Here is a 7,543-nt window from a genome sequence, read left to right as displayed (position 1 = left end):
GCCCTATGAGCCCTGGCACCCGCGTGACGACCGTGGCCCAAGCTTCATCAGGGGCGACAGACAGCCGATGTACCGTCCCGAGGGCCCAGGCCGACCCGGGTACCGCATCGATGCCGGCCCGTGGAAGGTAGATAGGGACTACCGCCCCTTTGGTCCGGGGCAGCCGCCTCCGGATCAGCACCGTGGGTTCATCATTGGTGAGAAGAGGGAACCGTCACGTGTGTCGCCACCACCAGGTGGACCGGGTGGCCCAGGTGGACCAGGCGGTTTTGGTGGTCCAGGCGGACCGGGTGGTCCAACCGGACAGGGACCGCGCATCGACAACCCCTTCGGTCGCCGATCCGGGAAGCCGGAGTTCGGGGCCCCCTCACCGGCACCGATAGGAAGGCCGGAGACCGGGCCAGGTACTCCGAGCCGCCCAGAACTTGGTGGACCGGAGCGCAAGTCGGACAAGCCGGGCCGGTCGGGCTGGGACATCTCCCTGCCGACGCCGGACCGCACACCAGAGCCGGGGCGCAAGCCGGAGCCTGTGACCACGACGCCGGGTCGCCCAGTGTGGAACATACCGGCACCAGACCGGAAGTCTGACAAGTCCGAGCGGTCGAGTTGGATCACTCCGACGCCGGCGCCGGTACGCACACCAGAGCCGATCCGCACACCGGACATCGCGACGCCGAGTCGCCCGGTGTGGAACATCCCGGCACCCGAGCGCAAGACGGACAGGTCTGAGCGGTCCAGTTGGATCACTCCGACACCGGCGCCGGTACGCACACCAGAGCCGATCCGCACACCGGACATCGCGACCCCGAGTCGCCCGGTGTGGAACATACCGACACCGGAGCGCAATACGGACAGGTCTGAGCGGTCGAGTTGGGTGACGCCGGCGCCGGTACGCATGCCAGAGCCGGTGCGCACCCCGGACATCACGACGCCGAGTCGCCCGGTGTGGAACATCCCGACACCCGAGCCCAAGACGGAGAGCCCCAGCCGCAGCGGTTGGGACCTCTTCCGCCCCGATCGCGGATCAGGTGGCAACGATCGACCGAGCTGGCTGGGTGGAGGGTCGACACCTGCACCCTCCGTCTCGCAGCCGTCAGGGCCGTCCTTCGGCTCGGTCTTCGGTGGCCGCAGCAATGACCAGCCCAAGTTCAGCGCACCAACGGTGAGCCCGCAACCGTCGGCACCGTCCTCAGGTCCGCACCCGGGTGGCGGAGGCGGACCCTTCGGACGTCGCCACTAACAGCTCACCGGTTCTGATCTGAGAACGCAAACAGCCGGAGGCCCGCAAGCCTCCGGCTGTCCTTTTGTGAGGGCAAGCGCCAGAGCCTAGAGCGGGACCTCGACGCGACGCCCCTCCGCTGCAGAGACATAGGCGGCGAAGATGACCGCGGTCACGTCTCGAGCCAGCATCCATCCCGACAAGGGAGTGCGGTCCTGCGTCACTGCCTCGACGAAATCCTGAATCTCCTGCTGATAGCCATTGACCCAATCCTCGTCCGGGGCCGGGTAGCTCCAGCCCGCCCGGGTGGAGGTCTTCTCCGCCAGGTACTCCTCGCCCCAGGCGCCCTCCCACGGACCGTAGGCCATGCAAGCGTCCTGAGGATTGATCTTGCACTGCAGGCGTCCGGTGGAGAGGAACACGTCCAGATGATTGTAGACGCCGCCGAGGACCACGTCGGAGGAGCACACCTCGGCGACGGAGCCGTCCTCGAAGGTGATGAGCGCCGAGCCCCAGTCTTCGCAGTCCACCAGCCCGGTCTTGAGGTACCTGGTCGGCTCCTGCGCAAAGGACTCGATGCGCGTCAGGAAGGCAGTCTCTGCCACCACGTGCCGGGGCCGAATCGGCTTGCCGACCTTCGCCAGACCCTCTGCCTGCTTCATGTAGCAGACGCCGCCGATGGGGTGCGATCCCGTGCGCAGCAGGGATCCACCACCGGCCAGGCGCCAGTACTTCGCATAGGAGGCATGGGAGCCCGGGTGAGACTCTTCGGCCACCATGCGCAGGACCGTGCCGCCGCTTTGCTCCATCAGCCGCCGGGCCTTCTGCACCGTCGGCGCGTAGACCCAGTTCTCCGCATAGCACAGCTTTACACCACTGGTCTGCAGCACCTCGTCCAGCTCGGCGCACTGCTCCATCACCCGCTGCTGCATATGACTGCGCGGGACGGTGTTGCCGATGAGCTCGTCCTCGGGTGTGTCCGGCTCGCCACAGTAGCCGGTGAGCGGCTTCTCGACGATCACGTGCTTGCCCGCTTTGGCCGCCTGGATCGCCATCGGGACATGCTGGTTAGTTGGCACGCACAGGTCAACGACATCGACCTGGGTCTTGGCCAGCAGCTCGCCCAGGGAGTCGAAGACCTCAGGAACCTGGTGCCGCTGGGCGAAGTCGCGGGCGCTCTCCGGGCGGCGCGAGGTGACGGCGACGACCTGGGCGTCGACGCCCCTCACCTGGCGGAAGGAGTTAGTATGGAAGTCGGCAGCGAATCCTGCGCCGACCATGGCGATGCGGAGAGTGGTCATAGGCGAGTCCTCCTTATGCAGAAGCGGCTCTCGGCGGTTCGGCGCAGAGCGTCTCGAGACCTGCACCCCTCGTCGCGGCTTGAGCTAACGAAACAGGCCGGGCAGGCCTCATGCTTTGGCAGAGGCTGTCCGGCCTGAGGGAAACCCGAAGGGGAAGGTTGCGAGTGGTTGCTCGTCTATCCCTTCACAGCCCCGAGTTGGATGCCCTTCACGAAGAACTTCTGGCCGGCCACGAAGAGGATGACCAGCGGCACCATCGCCATCACCGACGCCGCCATCAGCAGCGTCGTCTCGCGGCCATAGGAGCTGTCGAAGTACAGCAGGCCGATGGGCAGCGTGCGCAGGTACTCGTCCTTGATCATGACCAGGGGCCAGAAGAAGGACTGGTAGTTGCCCATGAAGGTGAAGATCGCCAGCACGATCAGCCCCGGACGCGCCAGCGGCATCACCACATCCCAGAAGATTTGCCAGTGGGTAGCGCCGTCCATCTCCGCCGCCTCGTCGAGGCTCCTGGGGATGGTCAGCATGAACTGGCGCAGCAGGAAGGTCCCGTAGGCGCTGAAGCAGGCCGGGAGGATGAGGACGGTGTAGGTGTTGATCAGGTGCAGGTTGGTCATCACCCAGTAGTTCGGGATCAGCGTCACCAGGCCGGGGACCATCAGGGTCGCCAGGTACAGCATGAACACGCGGTCGCGCCACTTCCAGTGCACACGCGCGAAGGCATAGGCTGCCAGGGCGCTCGTGAGCACCTGCCCGAAGGTGACCCACAGGGCCACGAACAGGCTGTTGAAGTAGTAGCGACCAAAGGGGATCGTCCGGATTACCTCGGCGTAGTTGCCGAACTTCCACTGCTGGGGCAGGAATTGCCCGGACTGCACCTCAGCCAGCGGCTTGAGACTCGTCGCCACCTGCCAGAGGAAGGGGATCATCATCGTCAGGGCGGCGATGCTCAGAACCGCATAGCCGGCGATAGTCCCCACGGTCTGCCAGCGTGAGCGCCTTTTGAACAGGGACGCCGCGCGCTGTTGTTTCTCCTCAAGGAAGTCTTCCATAGGAGGGCCTCGAAAGTGAATTGGGATGGATAAGGGGCCGAAAGGCCGGACTAGACCTCTACGTCAAAGGCGGACTTGCCGAACTTCCAGTTGACCAGAGTCAACGCAAAGATCATGACAAACATGACCCAGGCGATCGCTGAGGCGTAGCCCAGTTGGTACTCCTCGAAACCCTTCTGGTAGATGAAGTACCCGAGGGTGATCGTGGACTCGGCCGGACCGCCACCGGTCATGACCCGTGCCTGCTCGAAGCCGCCCTGGAGTCCGCCGATGGCGCTCATCACAACGATGAAGAAGGTGGTCGGCGCAAGCTGGGGCCAGGTCACGTGGCGGAACATCGCCCAGCGTCCGGCGCCGTCGATCTCGGCCGCCTCATACAGCTCCGGCGGGACGTTGCTGATCCCCGCGAGGTAAAGGAGCATGTTCGTTCCGCCGACAGCCGTCCAGATTCCCATGAGCATGATTGCCGGCTTCGCCCAGGCGATCGACAGCAGCCAGTCGGGCATCTTGGCATGCAGCCCGAGGGCGTCGAAGATCCCCGCGAGCGCGGTGTTCAGCGGCCCGAACTCCGGGTTGTAGATGGCCTTCCACAGGATGAATAGCGCGACGCCGCTGGTGATCGTCGGCAGGTAGAACATGGTGCGGAAGGCGACGATTCCCCGCAGCTTCTTGCTCAGGATGATCGCCAGGAACAGGGAACCGGCGATCCCCACGGGGATCCCCATCATCAGGTAGAGGGTGTTGCCGAGGAACTTCCAGAAGCGGGGCTCGGTGAGCAGGCTGTGCAGGTTCTCGAAGCCCACAAACTGCAGCGGCACCTTCTCAGTCATCTGCCAGTTCGTGAAGGCCATGATGAGGCTGAAGAGGATCGGCAGAGCCATGAAGGCCATGAAGCCGAGGAAGTTCGGTGCCAAGAACATCAGCGCTGTGCGCCAGTCATTCTCGCGTCTTGTCATGGTATGCTCCTGTGGCGGCAGTCAGAAGCTGGGACCCTTCGCTTGCGTCGCAAGTCGGCCCTGACAGGTTCTGGCGTCCCACTACTTGTCTTCGGCGACGGCCTTGTCGTACTCCGCTTGCAGCCCCGGCGTCTTCTTCACGTAGTCCGCGATCGCCGCGTTGATCTCTTTGGCCGCTCCCTGCATCGCCTCGACAGGGGTCATCGACTGGTTGCGCATCAGGTCGATGTAGCGCCGGTAGATGCGGTCGGCGACGAAGGGGTTCACGAAGGGACTGACCTCGATGCTGCGCGCGCACTTCATCTCCTGCCGGAAGACGTCGTTGTAGTCCTCCTGCGGGTACTCCGGGTTCTTCATGAATCGCGGCAGGTAGCAGAGGCGCTTCACCGGCGCCAGGTTGTCGGCGCTGTCGTTGATCTGGTTGCCGTAGTCCTCACTGGCGAGGAACTTCATGAAGTTGAAGGCCTCGCGCATGTACAGGCTCTTCTTGTTGAGCGTGCTGATGCGGGTGACGAAGGTCGTTGCCTTCTCTCGACGGTAGGGCAGGGGGGCAACGCCGATGCGGATCTTGGGATTCTTGCGCCACACGATGAGGCCCCAGCGACCGTAGCGGATCATGCCCAGGCGTCCGGCATCGAAGAGGGTGATGACGCCCTGACCCCAGCCTCCGGCGGCGGCCATGGACTCCTCTTCGGAGGGACTGGGTGCGCACTTGTGCTCAAACTGCAGGTCGATGAGCCACTGGGCGGCCTGAATGGCGGCGGGCTGATCCAGCGTGCAGCGCGTTCCCTTCGGTGAGTAGAAGTGACCGCCGTTCTGCCAGATGGCCTCCTGCAGGTCGTAGCCCATCACGCCGAAGGTCTCATTGCGCCGGCTGTCGGGGCCCTTGATCGTGAGTTTCTTGGCGACCTCGACGAACTCATCCCAGGTCCAGTCGCCCTTGGGGTAGGGGACATGGCAGCGGTCGAAGATATCCTTGTTGTAGAAGATGACCCACGGTCCGGGGTTTGTCGGGAAGCCATACTGACGACCGTTGATCATCATGTTTTCGCGGGCTGACTTCCAGCAGATGTCGGGTGTGGTGCCGGCCTTCTGGGCCATGTCGGTGATGTCGGCCAGGATTCCCGCCTGGTAGTAGGTCATGAGCTGCATGCGGTTGTAGCAGTCGATGACGTCGGGGCCAATCCCGGCGAGCGTCTGGACGATGATCTTGCTCATGTCGTTGTTCGTCGGGTCGATCGAGAGCTTCAGATGGGGGAACTGGCGATCGAAGATGGCGATCTGCTGCTCGCGGGCGGGGTTGTTGTCGGTGGTCCAGATGATCCGCGTCTTGCCTGCGAACTGGCGTTTCGGTTTCGTAGCCTGAGCGATGACCGACAGGCACACGAGCAGGATGAAGACGCCGAGGAAGAACTTTTTCATGGTTTGGTTTCCTTGCTGGTGGCGCTGAAGATCCGGCGCACAAGAACTGGGCCTGTCCCGGGAGAACACGCAGGGCTCAAGCCCAGAGGTCTGGCGAGGGAAGGCTACGACCAAGTGACAGGCAGCTCTCAACCGACCGGCCCCAAGGGACCGGGCTGCCGGTGCGTAGTATAGCACAACCCTCGACTGCGCCACAGAGGCACGAAGTTTGCAGGGGTAGGGGCTGTAGCTCGCCACGAATCGAGAGGGCTGCACAGCATCAGCCGTGCAGCCCTTTGGGTGTGGCATCAAGTATGCGAGGCGCGACCTAGGCCGGTGCGCCGAGGAAGTCCTTGTGGAAGAACACCGGCTTGTAGCCGTGATCGGTTACCCAGCGAATCGCGATGTCCAGGCGCTGGGCGTGGTCCGGGATGTAGTTGGAGTAGAACTTCCAGAAGTACTGCTCGTGGGTGAACAGGTCCATGATCTCGGCATGGTTCGGGTCGGCGGCCGTGGCCTCCAGCTTCGGAACGATGTTCTCGATGGGCACGCTGTTGCAGATCATGTCGATGTGGGAGAAGGCCAGGCCGGTTTCCCAATGCATCATGGCGTCATGGGCCCATAGGTACTCGCTGCGGGCCTCGTCGAGCCAGTAGTGGACTTCGTAGCCGCGGCTGCTGGGCGTGAAGTAGCCCGAGAGGGCCCTCACACCGTGCTCGTACAGCGAGGGCAGTGCCTCCGGGATCACGATGCCCCAGTGAATGACCGTGGGCAGGATCAGGGTCTGCGGACCGGCGAAGCGGAGGATCTGCTCCTCGACCATCGCCATGTCGGACATGAGCTTCTGCGGCGCCGCGTACTGATAGGGGCGGTCGGGCCGGTTTGCGTAGGCATGGAAGGTCAAGCCGAGCCAGTCGGCACAGGCTTCCCACTCGCTGCGGTAGCGATCCGGGAAGTCGGGCAGGAGGAACTGCGGCTGCCCGAACTCCTCCTGGCAATCGAAGTAGAGGTTCAGCGTGAACTTGGTGCCATACTCGCGGTTCAGCGTGCGGAGGATGTCCAGGTAGAAGCAGTCCCAGATCGAGTCATAGTTGTTCCGGGCGATATCGCGCAGGAAGAAGCTGTTGTCGTCAATGGAGAAACGGTAGCGCGGGAAGGAGTGCTGATCCCACAGCACGCGGACCGCATGCTGCTGGTGGCCGTAGCTGCCGTCGTAGACCGCGACGATATCGTTCTCGCGCTCGGTCAGGGGGATATCGGCCTCGAAGCGTCCGTGGTCGATGCGAGCCGGTACGCCGTTCACCGTGACCGCGCCGTACTTGGGGCAATCACCGGTGACACGAAGATGCAGAGCGCCGTTCTCAATGCGCCCGTGATGGGAGTTCAGGACTGCGCCGTGAAAGGGTTCGTGGATCCGCAGCATCAGTGCGCCTCCGAAGGTGAGTGAGACAAAGCCAACCGGCGAGAGGTTCGGCACCAGTCAGTTCGCGACCTGCAAGGACAGGCCCCGGGAGGGTGACCCCGTGACTGGACGCCCCGGAGGATGGTAGTATAATAGGCGCCGGGTCCCCGGGGCCCGAACCTTCCGATCTCCGATCGTGGATATCTCATGTC

Annotated in this window: 6 protein-coding genes; 1 reads left to right on the top strand and 5 read right to left on the bottom strand. The window is 63.8% G+C overall.

Features of this window, described 5'->3' with window-relative positions; all coding sequences use genetic code 11:
* Window positions 1-1,240: hypothetical protein (locus ABFE16_00240; protein ID MEN6343699.1), on the top strand; the 1,240-nt coding region annotated here is incomplete at its 5' end.
* 86 nt (window positions 1,241-1,326) lie between these two features.
* Here ABFE16_00240 and ABFE16_00235 read toward each other — a convergent pair.
* The 5 genes from ABFE16_00235 to ABFE16_00215 form a co-directional block, all read right to left on the bottom strand.
* Window positions 1,327-2,520, bottom strand: coding sequence for a Gfo/Idh/MocA family oxidoreductase (locus ABFE16_00235; protein MEN6343698.1), 1,194 nt, complete (start codon window positions 2,518-2,520; stop codon window positions 1,327-1,329).
* 176 nt (window positions 2,521-2,696) lie between these two features.
* A complete protein-coding gene (locus ABFE16_00230; GenBank protein MEN6343697.1) occupies window positions 2,697-3,572 on the bottom strand; it encodes a carbohydrate ABC transporter permease in 876 nt (291 codons plus the stop codon).
* A gap of 50 nt (window positions 3,573-3,622) precedes the next feature.
* Window positions 3,623-4,528, bottom strand: coding sequence for a sugar ABC transporter permease (locus tag ABFE16_00225; protein ID MEN6343696.1), 906 nt, complete (start codon window positions 4,526-4,528; stop codon window positions 3,623-3,625).
* 81 nt (window positions 4,529-4,609) lie between these two features.
* Window positions 4,610-5,950, bottom strand: a complete 1,341-nt coding sequence (locus ABFE16_00220) for a sugar ABC transporter substrate-binding protein (GenBank protein ID MEN6343695.1) — start codon at window positions 5,948-5,950, stop codon at window positions 4,610-4,612.
* Between the two features lie 307 nt (window positions 5,951-6,257).
* Window positions 6,258-7,352 (bottom strand): hypothetical protein, encoded by a 1,095-nt coding sequence (locus ABFE16_00215; GenBank protein ID MEN6343694.1) that lies wholly within the window; start codon window positions 7,350-7,352, stop codon window positions 6,258-6,260.
* Window positions 7,353-7,543 lie beyond the last annotated feature (191 nt).

The organism is Armatimonadia bacterium (genome assembly GCA_039679385.1).
Taxonomy (GTDB): domain Bacteria; phylum Armatimonadota; class Zipacnadia; order Zipacnadales; family JABUFB01; genus JAJFTQ01.
The sequence above is the reverse complement of the archived record's forward strand: the minus strand, read 5'-3'. Positions and strand labels throughout refer to the sequence as shown.

Coding starts and splice junctions, on each gene's coding strand:
- ABFE16_00235 (MEN6343698.1), bottom strand. CDS start 2,520: ATGACCACTCTCCGCATCGCCATGGTCGGCGCAGGATTCGCTGCCGAC.
- ABFE16_00230 (MEN6343697.1), bottom strand. CDS start 3,572: ATGGAAGACTTCCTTGAGGAGAAACAACAGCGCGCGGCGTCCCTGTTC.
- ABFE16_00225 (MEN6343696.1), bottom strand. CDS start 4,528: ATGACAAGACGCGAGAATGACTGGCGCACAGCGCTGATGTTCTTGGCA.
- ABFE16_00220 (MEN6343695.1), bottom strand. CDS start 5,950: ATGAAAAAGTTCTTCCTCGGCGTCTTCATCCTGCTCGTGTGCCTGTCG.
- ABFE16_00215 (MEN6343694.1), bottom strand. CDS start 7,352: ATGCTGCGGATCCACGAACCCTTTCACGGCGCAGTCCTGAACTCCCAT.